Consider the following 17,221-nt stretch of genomic DNA (forward strand, 5'->3'; position numbering starts at 1 on the left):
GGCCAAGCTTTCCGGCGTTGCCAAGGTGCTGGTGGCCGAGGATGCAAGCCTTGCCAACAATCTGGCCGAACCCTTGGCGGCGCTGATCGTTTCGCTGTCGGGCAATTACGACACCATCCTKGCYGCTGCCACTTCGGTCGGCAAGAACGTCCTGCCGCGGGTTGCAGCGCTTCTCGATGTTGCCCAGGTTTCSGAAATCACCGAGGTGGTCTCGTCCGATACCTTCAAGCGTCCGATCTATGCCGGCAACGCCATCCAGACGGTGCAGACGACGGAAGCGAAAAAGGTCATCACCGTGCGCACCGCCTCGTTCGCCTCSGCYKCCGAAGGTGGCTCGGCTTCGSTCGAGACGATCGCGGCTGCGGCCAATCCGGGTCTGTCGASCTTCGTTGCCGACGCGCTGTCGTCGTCGGATCGTCCGGAGCTGACCTCGGCCAAGATCATCATCTCGGGTGGCCGTGCACTCGGCTCGTCGGAAAAATTCAAGGAAGTGATCCTGCCGGTTGCCGACAAGCTCGGTGCAGCCGTCGGTGCATCGCGCGCGGCGGTCGACGCCGGATATGCCCCAAACGACTGGCAGGTCGGCCAGACCGGCAAGGTGGTCGCCCCCGATCTCTACATTGCCTGCGGCATCTCCGGTGCGATCCAGCATCTGGCCGGCATGAAGGACTCRAAGGTSATCGTCGCCATCAACAAGGACGAGGAGGCGCCGATCTTCCAGGTTGCCGACTACGGCCTCGTCGCCGACCTGTTCGAAGCCCTGCCGGAGATGGAACGGGCATCCTGATGAGACTTCAGAGACGACGGCTGAACGTTGACGTTCAGCCGTCGATCCTGATCGTGCGTGCGCCGACATGCAGCGCCCGACCGGCGCCAAAACCCATGATCGCCGCGCCGAGGCCGAGCGTCACGAACAGGATCGCGGCTGCGTCGAAGCTGCCGGTCCAGTCGCGGATCAGGCCGACGAGCAACGGGCCGATGGCGGCGAGCACATAGCCGACGCCTTGTGCCATGCCCGAGAGATGGGCGGCGACATGGGAATCGGGCGAGCGCAAGACGATGAGCGTCATCGCCACAGCGATCAGCCCGCCCTGGCCGAAGCCCTGGAGAATGGCCCAGAAGATCACCGTCGACGGCGGCGCGAACAGAATGCCGAGGAGCGCGATCACTGCGGCTGCGATCAGCGCGACATTGATGCCACGCTGGTCCTTGCGCCTGATGGCAAAGGAGGGAACCAGCAGGCAGGTGACGACCTGGGTCATGATCGAGACCGAAACGATGACGCCTGCCGTTGCCGGGTCGAAGCCGCGCTCCCTGAGAATGGGGGCGAGCCAGCCGAAGATGCAGTAGGCCAGAGCCGACTGCAGCCCCATGAACAGCGTTACCTGCCAGGCCAGCCGGTCGCGCCAAAGGCCGACGACACGAAAGCCGGTGTGTCTGACCTGCGCCTTGCTGCCAAGCGCCTGCGGCATCCAGATCAACAGCACGATGAAGGCGGGAAGCGCCCAGATGGCGAGTGCACCGGACCACGAGCCGGTAACACCGTGTTCGAGCGGCAGGGTCAGGCCGGCGGCACCGGCCGCGCCGGCGCAGAGCGCCATTGTATAAAGCCCGGTCATGATCGCCGCCTTGTCGGCAAAGTCGCGCTTGACGAGGCCCGGGAGCAGCACGTTGCCGATGGCGATCGCCGCCCCGGCGGCGAATGTCGACAGGAAGAGCACCGGTACGGGGCCGAAACCGCGCAGCACTGTCCCGAGCGCGAGCAGAGCCAAGGCGCCAAGCAGGGTGCGTTCGGCACCGAAGCGCTGTGCCAGCTTTGGTGCCAGCGGCGCAAACAGGCCGAGGCAGAGCACCGGCAGCGTCGTCAGCAGGCTGGCGCCGGCAGTCGTTAAGCCGGTATCGCGCATCACCTCCGGCAGCAACACCGAGAGGCTGGAAAACAGCGGTCGCAGGTTGAAGGCGATCAGCACGAGGCTGGCGCCGAGGACGAAACGCGCCGCTCCCCGCGGCAACACCGGCGGCTGAGGCTCGGGTACGCTGTCGGCTTCGGCGTCGATGAGCTGGTCTTCGAGACCGTTGATGGCTGCGACCTGATGGGCCGAGGAATTGGGATCACGGAAAGTCTGGTTCATTGCGAAAGAAGCCTGTCGAGTTCGCGAAGCACCGGCGCCATGAAGGCGCGAACGGCGGACGCGGCGCGGTCCGGATCGCCGGTGGCGATCGCCGCGACGATCGCCGCATGGGCCTGTTCGTCGGGTTCCGGCACGTCGCCCTTCAGCGTCGAGTGAATGGTTTCGAGGATCGATGAGGTGAAGAAATCGTAGAGCCCGACGATGGCGCGGTTGCCGGAGGCTTCGACGATGGATTTGTGAAAGGCGATGTCGCGATGGCCGAAGGCCTCGTAGCCGCCATCGGCAACTGTGCCGCGAGCCTTCAGCAGCCGGGTCATGCGTTCGAGGTCGGCGGGTGTATGGCGGATCGCCGCAAGCCTTGCCGCCTCGACATCGAGGGCGGCGCGCGCCTCCCATTGGTCGCGCAGACCGGCGCGTTTGACACGGTCGAGCGCGCCTGCCGGATCGACCGTCGAGCGCACATAGGTGCCGGAGCCCTGGCGGGTGTCGAGCAGACCCTGCGAGACCAGCACACGCACGGCCTCGCGCACCGTGCCCCGGCTGACGGACAACAGCTCGGTCAATAGAGTTTCGTTCGGGATGCGGTCGCCGACGCCCCAGCGGCCGCTGAGGATCTCGGCGCGCAGGCTTTCGGCCGCACTGTCGGCCAGATTGGTTCGATTGACGGGCTGCATGATAAACTCATCAAGTCATCAGATGACCTAACGAATACGTCTGAGTTTAGTCGCTGTCAATTGGTTGTGGTGGAATCGGGGCGACATCGGCCGAATGCGCGGCGACGCTGGTCGGTGGAGGGCTGTTGTCGGGCGACCGCGCATCTCCGCGAGGTGGGGCTGTCGCGTTCCATCGGGAGTCGACAGAACAAAGCGATAAAATACTTCCTTCGACTAAATCCTCGACGGAAGCCGATCAATGATCGGTGGTCTGGCCGTCGGTGATGCTGAGCAACGTCTTTTCCATATCCGGCTCGTCGCCGGAGCAGACGCACAGCATTTCCGCGTCGCCTTCGCCGACCGAGAGATAAGCGTGGCCCATCGTCGAGTCGATATAGACGCTTTCGCCGGCTTTCAGTCGCACCGGCGCATATTGATCCGTATGCAGCTCGATCTCGCCCTTGAGCACGATCAGGAATTCTTCGCCGGCATGAGGGGTCAGCGGACCGAACTCTGCAAGCGTGCGCGCGCGGGCATGGGCGAGGATCGGCACCATGCGTTTCCTCACCAGATCGGTTGCAAGGTAGTGGTAGTCGTAATTGCGGGTCAGCTGCCGCAGCGTCGTCGTGGCCGAGGTTACCGAGCGGCGCGTGCGGGCGGCGGGCTGCTTGCTGTCGCCACTGAGCAATTCGGTGACATGCACGCCGAGGCCGGCGCAGATCTGCAGCAGCTTGTCATAGGTCAGCGACATCTGGTCGTTCTCCACCTTGGACAAGGTCGAGACGGCAACGCCGGTCAGGTGGCTGACGTCCTGAAGGGTCCAGCCGTGATGTTTCCTCAGGTTCCGCAGGCAATCGCCGAGGTTTGGCTGTTCCGACATGGTTCTCTCCGGCAAACGAGATCTACCTAGCTAGTTCAACTCTGGCCGCCTCGCAACAAGCGCCAAGAATTTTCCGATACGCTAAATATTGACCGTATCGGAAAATGAATTTACCAATGGCTATGCGCTCAGGATCCTCTTCTCCCAAAGTGATTGTCATTGGCGGCGGTATCGCCGGCCTGTCGGTTGCGGCTGCCGTCCAAGAATGGGCATCGGTCGTCCTCATCGAGCGGGAGGCGCATCTCGGCTATCACGCAAGCGGCCGCTCGGCGGCGCTTTTTGCCGAGACCTACGGCAACACGGTGGTCAGAGCGCTCTCCATTGCCAGCCGGCCGGCCATCGTCGATGGCGGCTTTGCCGAGCATGTGCGCGGCGCCTTGCATTTCGGTGGGTGCGACGACGATGCGATGGTCGATGAACTGGCGCAGAAGTACCAGGCGCTCGTGCCCAGCGTCCGGCGGCTTTCGGCAGACGAAGTCAGCGTGCTTATTCCCGTCATTCGTGCCGATACCACGTGCGGCGGCGTCTACGAGCCCGGCGCTCTCGATATCGACACCGGCAAGATGGTCCATGCCGCGGCCGCCGCTCTGAAGGCGCTTGGCGGGACTGTCATTTCGGGCGAGGAAGTGCTGCAGATCTCCCGTATTTCCGGCCGCTTTCAAGTGGTGACTTCGGCCGGCTCCTACGAAGGCGATATGGTCGTCAACGCGGCGGGCGCCTGGGTCGATGTGATCGCCGAGCGGGCAGGGCTGGCGGGGCTCGGGTTCTCGCCCAAACGGCGCACCGCCTTCATGTTCGACCCGCCCGCGGGGCTCGACGCGCGCACATGGCCGCTCGCCGTCGATCTGCATGAGCGTTTCTATTTCAAGCCGGATGCCGGAAAGCTGATCGGCTCGCTGGCGGATGAAACGGATTCACCGCCCTGCGACGCCTATCCCGAAGATATTGACGTCGCCATCGCGGTCGACCGGATCGAGCAGGCGACCGAACTTCGCATCGGCCGCCCGCAAAGGCCATGGGCCGGATTGCGCACCTTCTCGCCGGACCGCACGCCTGTCGTCGGCTTCGATCCGCGCCTGCCGGGCTTCTTCTGGCTCGGCGGCCAGGGCGGTTATGGTTTCCAGGTGTCGCTGACCCTGGCGCGGATCGCCTCGGCGCTGCTGCGCGATGCCGCGATGCCTGCGGATGTCGCCTCCCTCGGCGTCGAGTTCGGTGCGCTGGCACCCGTCCGATTTATGGCGGCGGCGCACACCCCGTCGCTTTCCCCGGCCGGCCCATGACCGGATAGACCATCAAGATCGAAACGTCGTCGATGCGGTTAGGAGAACCCCGCTACGACGTCAACACAAAGGCAACCAGGAGCGTTTGCTATGAAATCCACACGTCTGATTCTGCGCACCGCGCTCGTCGCATCGACAATCCTCATGGGCGGGCAGGCCTATGCGAAGACGCTGGTCTACTGCTCGGAGGCGAGCCCCGAGACCTTCAACCCGATGATCGGAACGGCGGATTCGACTATGGATGCCGCGGCCAAGCCGATTTTCAACCGGCTGGTGGAATTCAAGCCGGGGACGACGGAAGTCGGGCCGGCGCTCGCCGAGAGCTGGGATGTGTCCGAAGACGGCAAGGTCTACACCTTCCATCTGCGCCATGGCGTCAAGTTCCACACCAACGCGCAGTTTACGCCGACACGCGAATTCAACGCCGACGACGTGCTCTACACCTTTGACCGCCAGCGCAACGCCGACAATCCGTACCACAAGCTCTCGAACGCCTCATACGAATACTTCAGCGCGCTTGGGCTTGGGCCGTTGATCGAGAAGATCGAAAAGCTGGACGATCATACCGTGCGCTTCACACTGACGTCGGCAAACGTCACCTTCCTGCCCAGCATTGCGCTCGACTACCTCTCCATTCTCTCGCTGGAGCAGACCGAGAAGATGGTCGCAGCCGGCACCCCGGAGCTGATCGACCAGGCGCCCGTCGGCACAGGGCCGTTCATCCTTGAGGCCTATGCGCAGGACAGCCAGATTCGCTATGCGGCCAACAAGGACTATTGGAACGGTGCGCCGAAGATCGATACCCTCGTCTTTGCGATCACACCGGAGCCCACCGTGCGGGTCGCCCGGCTGAAGGCGAACGAGTGCCAGGTGGCGGCGCCACCACCGCCCGGAGCCGTCGCCGATCTCAAGAACGACCCCGAGGTGACGGTCTATAACCTCGAAGGCCAGAATATCGGCGTTCTCGGCTTCAACGTCGAACACAAGCCGCTCGGTGATGCGCGTATCCGCCTGGCGCTCGCCAAGGCGGTCAACCGGCAGGCGATCGTGGAAGCCGTGTATCAGGGTGCAGGCAGCGTTGCCGGCAGCGTGGTGCCGCCTGCACAGCTCGGTGCGGCCAAGGACGCGGGCATCGACTACGATCCGGAAGGCGCCAAGGCGCTTTTGAAGGAAGCCGGCCACGAGGGCGACCTGTCGATCGCGCTCTGGGCGATGCCGGTGTCGCGGCCCTACAACCCGAACGCCCGCCGTATGGCAGAGATGATCCAGGCCGACTGGAATGCCATCGGCGTGAAAACCGAGATCGTCAGCTTCGAGTGGGCCGAGTATCTGACCCGCACCGCCAAGGGCGAGCATGACGCCTTCCTGCTCGGCGGCAGCAGCGACAACGGTGATCCGGATAATATGCTGAGCTATCTGCTTAGCTGCGACGGCGTGAAGGGCGGCTCCAACCGGGCGCGCTGGTGCAACGCCGACTTTGAAAAGTTGCTTCAGGATGCGCGCGTCGCCGCCGATCCCAAGGAACGGGCAGCGCTTTACGGCAAGGCGCAGGCCATCCTCAAGGCGGAAGTGCCTGTTGCGCCGATCGCCCATTCCGTCGTGTCGATCCCTGTGCGCAAGAGCGTGAAAAATTACGTTCTCGACGCCTTCGGCCGCCAGAACTTCGCCAACGTCGATATCGCGGAGTAAGCCGGATGGACGAGATGACAATGAGCGGCGGCGTCACGCTTGCCGATCTAAGCCGACTGCTTCAAGGCTACATCAACGATGGTGCCGTCGGCGCCTCCCTGGCCTTTTCACAGGGCGATGGCGAGACCGTCACCTTGACCTCGGGACTTTCCGACCGGGCGCGGGGGATACCGGTTTCGCCAACGCAACTGTTCAAGATCGGCAGTTGCACCAAGACGTTTACCGTTGCCGCCCTGATGAAGCTGGCGGAAAGCGGTGTGGTGGAGCTTGGCGCGCCGATCTCGCACTGGTTCCCGGACCTTCCCGGTGCCGCTGCCATTTCGGTGCGCCAACTCGTCAACCATCGCGGCGGGTTGCCGGAATTCGAGTACGACATACCGATGACCCCGGACCGCATCTGGACGCCGGCCGAACTCGTCGATCTCGCGTTTCGGGTCGGCACTCAGTCGGCGCCCGGCGGTCCGGCCGTCTACAACAACACCGGCTATGTGCTTGCCGGCATGTTGATCGAAGAGGTCACCGGAAAGTCGCTCGGCGATTATGTCCGCCATCAGGTGCTCGAACCGCTCGGGCTCGAAAACACCTGGTCGCCTTCGACCGAGAGCTTCCCGGAAGAGCGCATGGTGCGCGGCTACTACCACCGACCGCCACCGGCTGCGGATGCAGGGGCGGGCATCGCTGCCGGAGCCGAGATGTGGCGCATGGACGGCGTCCTGCCCTATTCCGACGCGCTGCAGGATTCATCGGATTCGTTTCCGTTCACGGCGGCCTATGGCTGCGGCGACATGGTCTCGACGCCCGGCGACATGATCGCCTTCATTCGGGCGCTGTTTGGCGGCAAGTTGCTGGCGGACGGAATGTTCCGGGAGATGAGCGAAAGCCGTGTCGCCGTTAGCTTTCCCGGTACGCGGATGCGCGAGACCGGGGCGGGGCTGTTCCAGAGCAGCTACGCGGATCGGCTCGTCTATGGCCACCAGGGCAGCATCCCCGGCTATGTTACCGTGATGCAGCACGAGCCGAAATCGGGTCTGACAATCGCCATGACCAGCAATGTGGGCTCGGGCTACCGGATGTCCTTTTACGCCAGCGGTCTGCATCAAGTGCTCGATCAGGCAATCGGCATCATCATGGACAGCTAAGCCCGCTGGCGATCACGTCTCGAAATCAGCTCGACCGCCCGTTCGGGCGGTCGAGCGTTTTGACAGCATTGTTATGAAATGAGGACGTCGACCTTTTCGAAGGTCCGGACGTCGATCAGCCCCTTGTCGGAGATGCGCAGTTCGGGAATGACGACGAGCGCCAGCAGCGAATGCTGCATGTAGGCGTTGTTCAGCCGGCAGCCGCAGACGCGCATCGCTTCGACTAGTGCCGCGGCCTTGTCCGCCACGATCTCGGCACGCTGATCCGACATCAGCCCCGCGACCGGCAGTTCAACCAGTGCAAGCTCCTTGCCGTGCTTGATCACCACGATGCCGCCGCCGACCTCGTGCAGCCGGTTCGCGGCTTTCGCCATGTCGTCCTTGTTGGTGCCGACGACGATCATGTGGTGGCTGTCGTGGGCCACGGTGCTTGCAACCGCGCAATCGCTGTCATAGCCGAAGCCGGAGACGAAGGCATTGACGACGTCGCCGGTGCCGCGATGACGCTCCACCAGCGCGATCTGGCAGACGTCCTGGGCGCGATCCATCTCGATGATGCCGCCCGCCGCCGAAAGCTCGGCTTCAAGCGCACGCGTCGGCGCCTGGTTCTCGACGACGCCGATCACCCGGACCCGCGCGCGGGTCGCGGTGCTGTTAAGCCCGATGTCGAAATCTCCGGCCTTGAGCGTCTTGCCGAGGTGCACGGTGTTGCGGGCGCTTTCCGGATAAACGAAGGGCGGGATATCGCGCACCAAGGCGCCGGAATCTGCCAGCAGTTCGCCGCGGGCAAACACCATCTCGATCGGCAGGGCAGCAAGGTCCGACGTGATGATCAGGTCGGCCCGTCGTCCTGGTGCGATCGAGCCGAGTTCCCGCTCGACGCCGAAATGCTGGGCGGTGTTGAGCGTGGCCATCTGGATGGCGGTGATCGGCTTCAGCCCTTGGGCGATGGCGTGGCGAACCACCCGGTTCATGTGGCCGTCGTGGACCAGCGTGCCGGAGTGGCTGTCGTCGGTGCAGAGCAGGAAGTTGCGCGGATCGACGCCGGCTTCAGTGATCGCCTTGACCTGGGCGGCAACGTCGAACCAGGCTGAGCCGAGCCGCAACATCGCACGCATGCCCTGTCTGACGCGGGCAATCGCGTCCTCGACGGTCGTTCCTTCATGATCGTCGGCCGGGCCGCCAGCGGCGTAGGCGTGAAACTCCCGGCCGAGATGCGGCGAAGCATAGTGTCCGCCGACGGTCAGCCGCGCATCCTGGGTTGCCGCGATTTCTGCGACCATCTTGGGATCGTTAAAGGCGACACCAGGAAAGTTCATCATCTCGCCAAGCCCGATGATGTTCGGCCAGCTCAACGCTTCGGCCACGTCCGTGGCCGAGAGTTCAGCACCCGCCGTCTCGAGCCCGGGCGCGCTCGGCACGCAGCTCGGCACCTGCACGTAGACATTGATCGGCAGGCTTTGCGCCTCGTCGTTCATCAGCCGCACGCCGGCCAGGCCGAGCACGTTGGCGATCTCGTGCGGGTCGATGAACATCGTCGTCGTGCCGTGCGGGATGACGGCGCGCGCAAATTCGGTGACGGTGACGAGACCGCTTTCGACATGCATATGCGCGTCGCAGAGCCCCGGCACGAGATAACGCCCGGCAGCGTCGACGACCTTGGTGCCTTCACCGATCGTATGGCTGGCGTCGGCCCCGACATAGGCGAAGCGGCCGGCTTTGACCGCGATGTCGGTGTGCGGAATGATCTCGCCGGAATAGACGTTGACCCATTTGCCGTTGCGGATGACGAGGTCCGCCGGCGCACGGCCCATGGCGACGTCGACGAGCTCGGGTGCGGTCCTCGACCAGGATTGGAGCATGACAGTTTCCTTCAATGGAGACGATGTCGGCGCCCCCTTTGACGTCTGAGTAAAAAGGAGGCGCCGACAGGTTTACTGGGTCTGGGCGATGAGCGCTGCCGCCAAGAGGGCGACGAACCACATGACCGGTTTTACATCGCCCGCCCGCCCGCAGACCAGCTTGATCAGCACATAGGCAATGATTGCGAGCGACAGCCCGAGCGTGATCGAGAATGTCAGCGGGATCAGCACGATGGCAAGGAACGCCGGGATCGCTTCGTCGATGTCGGTCCAGCGGATCTTGCTCATCGGCTCGGACATGAAGAGGCCGGTGAGGATCAGAACGGGCGCGGTTGCCACGGCCGGAACGAGCGACAACAGCGGCGACAGGAACAGGAACGGCACGAACAGCAGGCCGGCGACAAGGGCGACAAGCCCGGTACGGCCGCCCTGCGCAATGCCAGCGCCCGATTCCAGATAGACGGTGGCGGGGCTGGTGCCGAGCGGTGCGGAGATCAGCGCAGCGACGGCGTCGACATGCATGGATTGCTTGATGTTGCGCGGCAATCCCTGCTCGTCCTTGAGGTCAGCCGCTTCGGCAAGGCCGAGGAAGGTCGAGAGTGCCTCGATGAAATTGGTGAACAGGAAGACGAAGATGAACGGCAGGTAGATCAGGCTCAAGGCGCCGACGAGGTCGATCTGGCCGATGAAGCTGAAATCCGGTGCCGCGGAAAAGCCGCTCCAATTGACCAGTGTATGCACATCAGGCGTATCCGGCGAAAACGCGCTGCCGTCGCCCCACCAGCGGCCGATCGGGATGGAGAGGATGGTGGTGAGGATCATGCCGGCCATCATCGCGCCGGGAACTTTGCGGACCACCAGCGCGACCGTCAGGATGAAGCCGGCAATGAAGGTGAGGGTTACGGGGTTGAACGTCGTCAGCCCGACGATCGTATCCGGATTGGCGATGATGAACTTGGCATTCTCGAAGCCGATCAGTGCGATGAACAGACCGATGCCGCAGGCGATGCCATAACGCAGGTCGACCGGGATCGCCTCGATGATCGTCTGGCGCAGGTTGAAGAAGGCCATGACGGTGAAGAGCACGCCGGCCCAGAAGACGCAGCCCAGCGCGATTTCCAGCGGTACCTTGGCGCCGACAACCATCGTATAGGCAAACAGCGCATTGATGCCCATGCCCGGCGCCACCAGGATCGGGCTTCGCGCATAGAGCCCCATGGCGCAGCTGCCGATGAAGCTGACGAGTACGGTCGCCGTTACGCCGGCCGAAAACGGAATGCCGGCGTGGGACAGGATCGAAGGGTTGACGACGATCACGTAGGAGGCGGCGAGAAAGGTGGTCAGCCCGGCGAGGATTTCGGTTCGAATGGTCGAGCCGAATTTGGAAATCTGGAAGTAGCGGTCAAGCAGGCTGGCGAGCCAGGAGGCTTGTGCCTGGCCTGACGCCGGCTCAACGCCCTTGGGTTGGTAGTTCATTTTGTTCCCCTTTTTTTGAAATGAGGAAGGGGCCGGCGATGCCGACCCCTTCCAAGGCTTTACTCTGCTGCTGCGGCGCGCGCTTCCTCGCCGCCGTTCCCGGCGAGCGGCGAGATCACCTTGAGCCGGACGCAATCGACGACCCCGAGATCGGTGATGGCATATTCCGGGATCGCGGTGATTTGAAGCACGAACATGTACATGAACGGCCATGGCAGGGTGCAGCCGAGCCCGCGCGCCGCATCGTCCAGTTCCTCCTCCAGCGCCGCCATTTCCGATGGTTCGATATCGGAGACGATGCCGCCGATCGGCAGATGCAGGAAGGAGACGACCTTGCCGTCCTTGACCACCACCTGGCCGCCATGGTTGGCGATCAGGTGGTTGATGGCGACCCGCATGTCTTCCGGGTCGGCGCCGATGCAGATGATGTTGTTGTCGTCGGGCGCGGTCGAACTGGCGATTGCGCCTTCGCGCAATCCGAAGCCGGAGGTGAAGGCAACGGGTCGGTTTTTCGTCTTGCCGTAGCGCTCGACCACGGTGACATATTGGATGTCCTTTGCCGGGTCGGCGAGCACGCATCCGTACTTGACTGGCAGGGTGACATCGCGGCGGGTGCGCACGAAGATCTTTTCCGGCGTGACGGCGATCGCCATGGCAGCGGCGCTGTCGCCGGGGCCGTCATAACGCAGCTTCAGATCGTCGAGTTCGAGCGGCGCGACCTTCATCGAAGTCAATAGCGCGGCGCTGCGCGGCGGCGGCACCAGTTCGATGGCCATGCGGCCGTCACGCGCGACTTCCTCACCCTTGGCGATGACGGCATCGATCCTGAACTCGCGCAGGTCGTTGACGAGCAGGATGTCGGCGGCGCGACCCGGCGAGATTGAGCCGACCTTGTCGTCGATGCGAAGGGCATCGGCGCCGTTGATCGTTGCCATCTGGATCGCCGCCATCGGCGAGATTCCCATGGCGATCGCCATGCGCACCATATTGTCGAGATGGCCGCGCTTGAGAATGTCGCTGGCAACGACGTCATCGGTGCAGAAGCTGATGCGGCGCAAGGCCTTGACGCCCATTTCGGTGACGATGCGCAGATTGTCGGAGAGGAAGTGGGAGATCGAGGATTCGCGCACGACGACATGCATGCCGGCCCTGAGCTTTTCGAGCATTTCCTCCGGCGAATAGCTTTCGTGGTCGGCGCGCACGCCGGACTGCTGGTAGCCGTTGAGGCGCGCTCCGCGCGTCATCGGGCAGCAGCCGAGCACCGGGAGCCGGCTCTTTTCGGCAAGCTCGAGCGCCGCCAGCACGTCGGGGTCTTCCTCCTGGATGAACTCGCGCACGGTTTCCCAAATGCCGACGCATTCCGGCCAGTGATGGGTGGCCTGGTGATCGGCAGGACTGAAATAGTGCCCGACGGTCGAACGCGGCATGGTGTACGGCGTCTTGCAGGGCGCGCCCCAGAAGACCTTGAGTGGTGTCTGCTTGGCCTCGTCGAGGAATTCACGCGCCGCCGCCGGCCCGCCGACGACGATGATCTGGTCAAGCCCGGTGACGATCGACGTGGTGCCGAGCGGGACGACCGCCTTGGCGAAGCTCGTTAGCGACATCTTCGAGCATTCGACATGCAGATGGCCGTCGATCATGCCGGGCGCCAGGTATTTGCCCGTGGCGTCGACGATCTTCGTTTCCGGCCCGACATAAACGGAGATGTCGCCGACGGCGATGATCCGCTCGCCGTAGATCGCGACATCGGCCTGGTAGATTTCTTCCGATACGACGTTGACGAGCCTGCCGCCGCGGATCGCCAAAGTGGCCTTGTTGCCGGTGCCCGAGGCTGCCCGGATGAATTCTCTGATATTGCTCACTGAAACCTCTCCCTTAGCGTCGCCGAATATTCCCAGTTTGGTTTCGTTTGTACAATGGGCCGAAATGGCGTATTTATCGGACATATCGTACAGGATTTTGGACGAAAAATGGATCTCTCGCTTCTCGACTGCTTCGTGAAAGTTGCCGATTCCCGTTCGATTTCAGCGGCTTCCCGCCTGTATCGGCTGCCGAAATCGACCCTCAGCCACAAGATCCGGCAGCTGGAGGACGAGTTCGGCATCGAACTCTTCGTGCGCGAGGGGCATCAGCTGCATGTGACCGACGCCGGAGCGGAGTTCCTGCGTTATGCCCGGCTCATCCAGTCGAATTGCGAGGATGCGGCAACGGCGATGGCCGAGATGCGGCAGGAGGTAGCGGGCACGCTGCGCGTCGGCTCGACCGGCGAATTCGGCACGACGATCACATCCGAACTGCTCTACGCATTTCGCCAGCAATATCCGCAGGTCAATCTCGACGTCGTTTTTCTGAGCTCGCGGCAACCGTTCTCCGAGGTCACCGAGCAGGCGCTCGACGGCATCTTTCACTGGGGCGAACCATCAGATGTCGACTACATCAGTCGCCGGCTCTCGGTCTCATCTTACGGTCTCGTTGCGAGCCCCGAATACATCGCCCGGCACGGCGCACCGCTTAAGCCCGACGACCTCGCCGGCCATCGCGGGCTCGTCTTTCGCCAGCAGACACGCCTGCAATCCTGGTATCTGACGCGCGACGGCGATGCCGAGATCGATCTGCTGCCGGCGGCAACCTGCACCACCAACGACTATTGGACGATCAAGTATTTCGCGGTTGCCGGCGAGGGCATCGCCTATCTGCCGGAATTCTTCGTGGAGACGGAGCGGCAAGCGGGTTTGCTTCAGCCTGTTCTGGCCGAATGGAGTTCGCCGAAAACGGCGATCAACCTGATCTATTCGCGCCGGCGGCACGTGTCGAAGCGCTTCAGGGCCTTTGTCGAATTCTGCATCGACTTTTATCGCGACCGGGAGCGCACAGGCATTCCGCGCTACTACGTGGAGAAAGTCAGCATGCCGTCGAATCGTGCGATCCGCTGACGCGGCGCCCTCGCTGAATTCCAGGGTGACATGGGCCGAATACGGAAATATGCCGCAGAACGGTCGCGCGGCGGAAAACAGCAGGCCGCCATATTTGATCTCTTCCGAAATGCCCGCCCCGGACGCCAATGCGATCTCGCGCAGCCGCGAAACAATCGCGAACTGTGTGTCGCCGCGGTCGCGAATATCGGCGAGGAAGGCTTCAATGCGCTTGTCCATAATGGCTCGCTTACGACTCGTTGCAGAATTCTGAACGCACCAATATCACGCGACGTGCGCCGACTATGCTCACGCGATGAGGTGTTTGGGCAGGACGATCCTGGCGGACAATCCACCCCCGACCTTGTTTCGCAAAACCAACGCGGCGCCCGCGTGATCGAGCGCGAGTTCGGCGATGCTCAGGCCGAGGCCGCTGCCGATCGCGGCCTTGAAGCGTCCGCGGAAGAAACGCTCGGTGACGTGGGGCATCTCCTCCGGCGGAATGCCCGGGCCATCGTCATCGATCGCAATCGTGGTCGTTCCGTCGTCGCTTTCAAGCCAGCAGAGGATCGTTCCGCCGGCCGGCGAGTGATGGAGCGCATTTTCCATCAGATTGCGGGCGGCAAGTCGCAGCAGATCCGAATTGGTCCTGACCTGCAGCTTGCAAAGACTGGGGTCGACGACAACCGTCGCGGCACTGCCGGCATGGCCAAGCAGTTCGCTCCTGAGCGAAACCAGCATCTCGCCGGGATTGACCTCGGCCACAGTGCGCGCCGTTTCCGACGCTTCGACCGACGCGATGTCGAGCAACTGCCGGACGAGCCGTCCGGTGCGGTCAACACCAGCAACAATCTGGCCGAGAGCCTTTTCGCGGATTTCGGCATCGTTGCTCGCCAGCGCCACCTGAGCCTGGGTTTTCAGCCCGGCAAGCGGCGTTCTAAGTTCATGGGCGGCAAAGGCGATAAAATTCTGCTCGCGCTGACGTGCGCCGGCGACGCGGCCGAAGAGACCGTTCAATGCGCGAAGCACGGGACTGATCTCGCTCGGTGTTGCGGTCTCCTTGATCGGGTGCAGGTCCGAGGCGTCGCGGGCGGCAAGATCGCCCGCCAGTTTTCTGAGCGGTGCCAGACCACGCCCGACGCTCAGCCAGATCAGGGTCGCCAGCAGCGGTATGATCAGGAGGGCCGGAAAGAGCAGGCCTTTGACGACGTCGTTGACCAGCCTGTCGCGGATGCGCAGGTTGTCGCCGACGAGCACGCGCACGCCAAGCTCGGCATTCTCGACCGCGTAGACCCGCCAGGTTTCGCCATTGATCACCGTCTCGGAAAGGCCGGTCGCATGCGCCGACAGCGTCGTCTCCGGCGCGCTTTCCGACTTGCCGATCAGGGTGCCGTCCAGCGACCAGATCTGGCAAGAAAGCTGCCGGTCGTAATGCGGGTGCTCGAGCACCGGGATCTTTGCCTTCGTCTGCGCCGGCTTATCCGGGTCGATCTCCTGGTTGACCACAAGCGAGCTGACCATCTTCGCCGCCTCCATCAGTCGGGCGTCGAGCACCTGCTCGACCTCGGCGCGGGTGCTGAAGAAGATCCACAGGGTGGCCGAAAGCCACATGAGCCCGGTGGTGACGAGCAATATGAAGAAGAGGCGTGCGCGGATCGATCGCATCAGATGTTGCTGCCGAGCCGGTAGCCGATGCCCCTGACGGTTTCGATCAGGCCAGGGCCGAGCTTGTTGCGCAGGTGATGGATATGCACCTCGACCGCGTTGCTTTCGACCTCTTCCTGCCAGCCGTAAAGCTTGTCCTCCAGCGTCGCCTTCGAAAAGATCGCGCCCGGCTGCGACATCAGCGCATGCAGGATGGAATATTCCCGACGCGAGAGCCGGACCGGCGCGCCTGCCTTTTCCACCGATTGCCGGGCTGGATCGAGCCGGATCGTCGACCATTCGATGAAGGCGGTCGATCGACCGGCGGATCGGCGCGCGAGCGCGCGCAACCGTGCTGCCACCTCATCGAGGTCAAAGGGTTTACCGAGATAGTCGTCGGCGCCCATGTCCAGCCCGCTGACGCGATCGGCGACCGTGTCGCGAGCGGTCAAGAGCAGGACCGGCGTGTCGTTGCGTGCGTCGCGCAGTTTTTTCAGCACGTCCGCACCGGAGCCGTCCGGCAGCATTAGATCGAGGACGACGGCGTCGAACTTGCCTGCGGCCAGCGCCGCGTCGGCGCTCTCCCGGGTGGCGACGGCATCGGTGGTAAAACCGGCGAGCGCCAAGCCGACCTTCAGCCCGTCGCGCAAAATGTCATCGTCTTCGACAATCAGTACCCGCACTTAGGTCTCCACGAATTAACCGACGGCGGTTGTTTAGCACCTCCCTTAAGGCAGCCTTAAGGTAGCGCATTCCTTTGGGCGTCATCGTAACAAGCCCCGAGTCGATGAATGTCCGATATAGATGAACTGAACCCGTTACCATCAGCCAGAACCTATTTGCGATCCGGCGGCTCGCTGACGCGCCGCAGCCTTTTCGTTGGCGCGACGGCCATCCTGCTTTCAGGTTGTGCAGCAACCGCGCGCCCGACACCGAAGCCGACGGTGGTCGAGATGACGCCGCCGCCCAAGGGCACCGTTCCGCCGATGTACTACGCGATGCCGGATGAGCAATTTCCCATTCCCGCGGTCGATGTCTCCCAGGTCGATCCGAAGTTCTGGCGCCAGGAAGTCGACTATCCGACACAGGAGCGGCCGGGCACGATCATCGTCGATACGCCGGCGAAACACCTCTACCACGTGTTGCCCGGCCAGCGCGCCATGCGCTATGGCATCGGTGTCGGCCGCGAGGGTTTTGCCTGGTCCGGGCGGGCGGTGGTCGCCTATAAACGGAAATGGCCGCGCTGGACGCCGCCCGACGAAATGGTGGCGCGGCAGCCGAGGCTCGAGCCCTACAGCATCAAGAACGGCGGCATGGGGCCGGGCCTGAAGAACCCTTTGGGCGCGCGGGCGCTCTATATCCATAAGGACGGCAAGGACACGCTCTACCGCATCCATGGCAGTCCCGAGGCACGGTCGATCGGCAAGGCCGTCTCGTCCGGGTGCATCCGCATGCTCAACCAGGATGTGGTCTATCTGCACGCTCAGGTCCGAGACGGTAGCCCGATCGTCGTCATTCCCGATCCGTCGAAGGCGCATCTCGCCACGAGCTGAT

General features: G+C 63.3%; 14 protein-coding genes. 6 read left to right on the forward strand and 8 right to left on the reverse strand.

Going from position 1 to position 17,221, the window contains the following annotated elements; genetic code table 11:
• The coding region (locus ASD52_RS09570) for an electron transfer flavoprotein subunit alpha/FixB family protein (protein WP_057224011.1) at positions 1-787 on the forward strand (787 nt) is incomplete at its 5' end.
• A gap of 34 nt (positions 788-821) precedes the next feature.
• Here ASD52_RS09570 and ASD52_RS09575 read toward each other — a convergent pair.
• The 3 genes from ASD52_RS09575 to ASD52_RS09585 all read right to left on the reverse strand — a co-directional run bounded on the left by ASD52_RS09575 (position 822) and on the right by ASD52_RS09585 (position 3,665).
• Entirely contained in the window at positions 822-2,132 is a 1,311-nt protein-coding gene (locus tag ASD52_RS09575; RefSeq protein ID WP_025428321.1) for an MFS transporter, read from the reverse strand.
• Positions 2,129-2,806, reverse strand: a complete 678-nt coding sequence (locus ASD52_RS09580) for an FCD domain-containing protein (RefSeq protein WP_057224013.1) — start codon at positions 2,804-2,806, stop codon at positions 2,129-2,131. Before ASD52_RS09580 ends, ASD52_RS09575 begins: the two co-directional genes overlap by 4 nt.
• A gap of 235 nt (positions 2,807-3,041) precedes the next feature.
• Positions 3,042-3,665, reverse strand: a complete 624-nt coding sequence (locus ASD52_RS09585) for an XRE family transcriptional regulator (RefSeq protein WP_025428323.1) — start codon at positions 3,663-3,665, stop codon at positions 3,042-3,044.
• A gap of 116 nt (positions 3,666-3,781) precedes the next feature.
• Here ASD52_RS09585 and ASD52_RS09590 point away from each other — a divergent pair, with 116 nt between their 5' ends.
• The 3 genes from ASD52_RS09590 (at position 3,782) to ASD52_RS09600 (ending at position 7,773) form a co-directional block, all read left to right on the forward strand.
• A complete protein-coding gene (locus ASD52_RS09590; protein ID WP_234907948.1) occupies positions 3,782-4,945 on the forward strand; it encodes an FAD-binding oxidoreductase in 1,164 nt (387 codons plus the stop codon).
• A 90-nt stretch (positions 4,946-5,035) separates the two neighbouring features.
• The gene (locus ASD52_RS09595; RefSeq protein ID WP_057207527.1) at positions 5,036-6,634 is read left to right on the forward strand and encodes an ABC transporter substrate-binding protein; all 1,599 of its coding nucleotides are present in this window, start codon (positions 5,036-5,038) and stop codon (positions 6,632-6,634) included.
• Between the two features lie 5 nt (positions 6,635-6,639).
• The gene (locus tag ASD52_RS09600; protein ID WP_225906401.1) at positions 6,640-7,773 is read left to right on the forward strand and encodes a serine hydrolase domain-containing protein; all 1,134 of its coding nucleotides are present in this window, start codon (positions 6,640-6,642) and stop codon (positions 7,771-7,773) included.
• A 71-nt stretch (positions 7,774-7,844) separates the two neighbouring features.
• Here the strand turns inward: ASD52_RS09600 and ade are convergent, their stop codons facing one another.
• The 3 genes from ade to ASD52_RS09615 all read right to left on the reverse strand — a co-directional run bounded on the left by ade (position 7,845) and on the right by ASD52_RS09615 (position 12,973).
• A complete protein-coding gene (gene ade, locus ASD52_RS09605; protein WP_057207528.1) occupies positions 7,845-9,635 on the reverse strand; it encodes an adenine deaminase in 1,791 nt (596 codons plus the stop codon).
• Between the two features lie 72 nt (positions 9,636-9,707).
• Complete coding sequence (locus ASD52_RS09610) at positions 9,708-11,111, reverse strand: NCS2 family permease (protein WP_082523592.1); 1,404 nt, start codon at positions 11,109-11,111, stop codon at positions 9,708-9,710.
• Positions 11,112-11,170: 59 nt separating this feature from the next.
• A complete protein-coding gene (locus ASD52_RS09615; protein ID WP_057207529.1) occupies positions 11,171-12,973 on the reverse strand; it encodes an adenine deaminase in 1,803 nt (600 codons plus the stop codon).
• 108 nt (positions 12,974-13,081) lie between these two features.
• Here ASD52_RS09615 and ASD52_RS09620 point away from each other — a divergent pair, with 108 nt between their 5' ends.
• Positions 13,082-14,044, forward strand: a complete 963-nt coding sequence (locus tag ASD52_RS09620; RefSeq protein WP_057224015.1) for a LysR family transcriptional regulator — start codon at positions 13,082-13,084, stop codon at positions 14,042-14,044.
• 288 nt (positions 14,045-14,332) lie between these two features.
• Here the strand turns inward: ASD52_RS09620 and ASD52_RS09625 are convergent, their stop codons facing one another.
• Both ASD52_RS09625 and ASD52_RS09630 read right to left on the reverse strand, forming a co-directional pair.
• Positions 14,333-15,688 carry an ATP-binding protein gene (locus tag ASD52_RS09625; RefSeq protein ID WP_057207530.1) on the reverse strand — a complete coding sequence of 452 codons (1,356 nt, stop codon included), beginning with the start codon at positions 15,686-15,688 and terminating at the stop codon, positions 14,333-14,335.
• Positions 15,688-16,350: a response regulator transcription factor gene (locus ASD52_RS09630; protein WP_057207531.1), complete on the reverse strand. Its 663-nt coding sequence runs from the start codon at positions 16,348-16,350 to the stop codon at positions 15,688-15,690. The genes ASD52_RS09625 and ASD52_RS09630 overlap by 1 nt, the downstream gene beginning before the upstream one ends.
• Positions 16,351-16,458: 108 nt before the next feature.
• Between ASD52_RS09630 and ASD52_RS09635 the strand changes: the two genes are divergently transcribed.
• Positions 16,459-17,220 carry a L,D-transpeptidase gene (locus ASD52_RS09635; protein ID WP_038577748.1) on the forward strand — a complete coding sequence of 254 codons (762 nt, stop codon included), beginning with the start codon at positions 16,459-16,461 and terminating at the stop codon, positions 17,218-17,220.
• The last annotated feature ends 1 nt before the right edge of the window (position 17,221 follow it).

It is taken from the genome of Ensifer sp. Root142 (assembly GCF_001426785.1).
Taxonomy (GTDB): Bacteria; Pseudomonadota; Alphaproteobacteria; order Rhizobiales; family Rhizobiaceae; genus Ensifer; species Ensifer canadensis.

What these genes read in the sequence shown, in the direction of transcription:
- ASD52_RS09575 (WP_025428321.1), bottom strand. Translation starts at nt 2,132, where the DNA reads ATGAACCAGACTTTCCGTGATCCCAATTCCTCGGCCCATCAGGTCGCA.
- ASD52_RS09595 (WP_057207527.1), top strand. Translation starts at nt 5,036, where the DNA reads ATGAAATCCACACGTCTGATTCTGCGCACCGCGCTCGTCGCATCGACA.
- ASD52_RS09620 (WP_057224015.1), top strand. Translation starts at nt 13,082, where the DNA reads ATGGATCTCTCGCTTCTCGACTGCTTCGTGAAAGTTGCCGATTCCCGT.
- ade (WP_057207528.1), bottom strand. Translation starts at nt 9,635, where the DNA reads ATGCTCCAATCCTGGTCGAGGACCGCACCCGAGCTCGTCGACGTCGCC.
- ASD52_RS09600 (WP_225906401.1), top strand. Translation starts at nt 6,640, where the DNA reads ATGGACGAGATGACAATGAGCGGCGGCGTCACGCTTGCCGATCTAAGC.
- ASD52_RS09610 (WP_082523592.1), bottom strand. Translation starts at nt 11,111, where the DNA reads ATGAACTACCAACCCAAGGGCGTTGAGCCGGCGTCAGGCCAGGCACAA.
- ASD52_RS09625 (WP_057207530.1), bottom strand. Translation starts at nt 15,688, where the DNA reads ATGCGATCGATCCGCGCACGCCTCTTCTTCATATTGCTCGTCACCACC.
- ASD52_RS09590 (WP_234907948.1), top strand. Translation starts at nt 3,782, where the DNA reads ATGGCTATGCGCTCAGGATCCTCTTCTCCCAAAGTGATTGTCATTGGC.
- ASD52_RS09585 (WP_025428323.1), bottom strand. Translation starts at nt 3,665, where the DNA reads ATGTCGGAACAGCCAAACCTCGGCGATTGCCTGCGGAACCTGAGGAAA.
- ASD52_RS09635 (WP_038577748.1), top strand. Translation starts at nt 16,459, where the DNA reads ATGTCCGATATAGATGAACTGAACCCGTTACCATCAGCCAGAACCTAT.
- ASD52_RS09580 (WP_057224013.1), bottom strand. Translation starts at nt 2,806, where the DNA reads ATGCAGCCCGTCAATCGAACCAATCTGGCCGACAGTGCGGCCGAAAGC.